Here is a 654-nt window from a genome sequence, read left to right on the forward strand (position 1 = left end):
GTGCGGCATCGGCGGACGGGGGACGGGGGACAGGGGACGTGCGTACGTCTCGCGTCAGGCGAGCTTCGCGTCCAGGCTGATCGTCGTACCGGTCAGGGCCTGGCTGACGGGGCAGTTCTTCTTGGCCTCCTCGGCGGCGGCGACGAACGCGTCGTTGTCGATGCCGGGGACCGTGCCCTCGACGCTGAGGTGGATGCCGGTGATGCCCTCACCCGGCTGGAAGGTGACGTCGGCCTTCGTCTCGAGCTTGGTGGGCGGGGTGCCGGCGCCGGCCAGGCCGTGCGACAGCGCCATGGCGAAGCAGCTGGAGTGGGCGGCGGCGATCAGCTCCTCGGGGCTGGTCTTCCCGTTCGCCTGCTCGGCGCGCGACGGCCACGACACCGGCTGCTGGCCGATGCCGGAGGAGTCGAAGGTGACGACGCCGTTGCCCTCGAGCAGGTTGCCTTCCCAGACGGTGTGAGCGGTGCGCGTGGTTGCCACGGTTCTTCCTTGCCTTTCGACTGGGGACCTTTCGGCCAGGATCCCGTTGCCGGGTCCCGTACCCACCATCCGATCACATTCGCCCCGCGCGGACCCGGGGAACGGGCCGCGACCTGCCGGACGGTCCGGCGAATCACCCCCTGCTGTCAGGTCCTGTCAGGCGGCCCGCTCCCC

The 654-nt window shown here is 70.9% G+C and carries 1 protein-coding gene; it reads right to left on the bottom strand.

Annotated features, from left to right (window positions below; translation table 11 throughout):
- Positions 1 to 54 precede the first annotated feature (54 nt).
- Positions 55 to 480, bottom strand: coding sequence for an OsmC family protein (locus tag C1I97_RS38470; RefSeq protein ID WP_111007413.1), 426 nt, complete (start codon positions 478 to 480; stop codon positions 55 to 57).
- Positions 481 to 654 lie beyond the last annotated feature (174 nt).

Origin of the sequence: Streptomyces sp. NTH33 (assembly GCF_003236365.1) — a bacterium.
Lineage (GTDB): Bacteria > Actinomycetota > Actinomycetes > Streptomycetales > Streptomycetaceae > Streptomyces.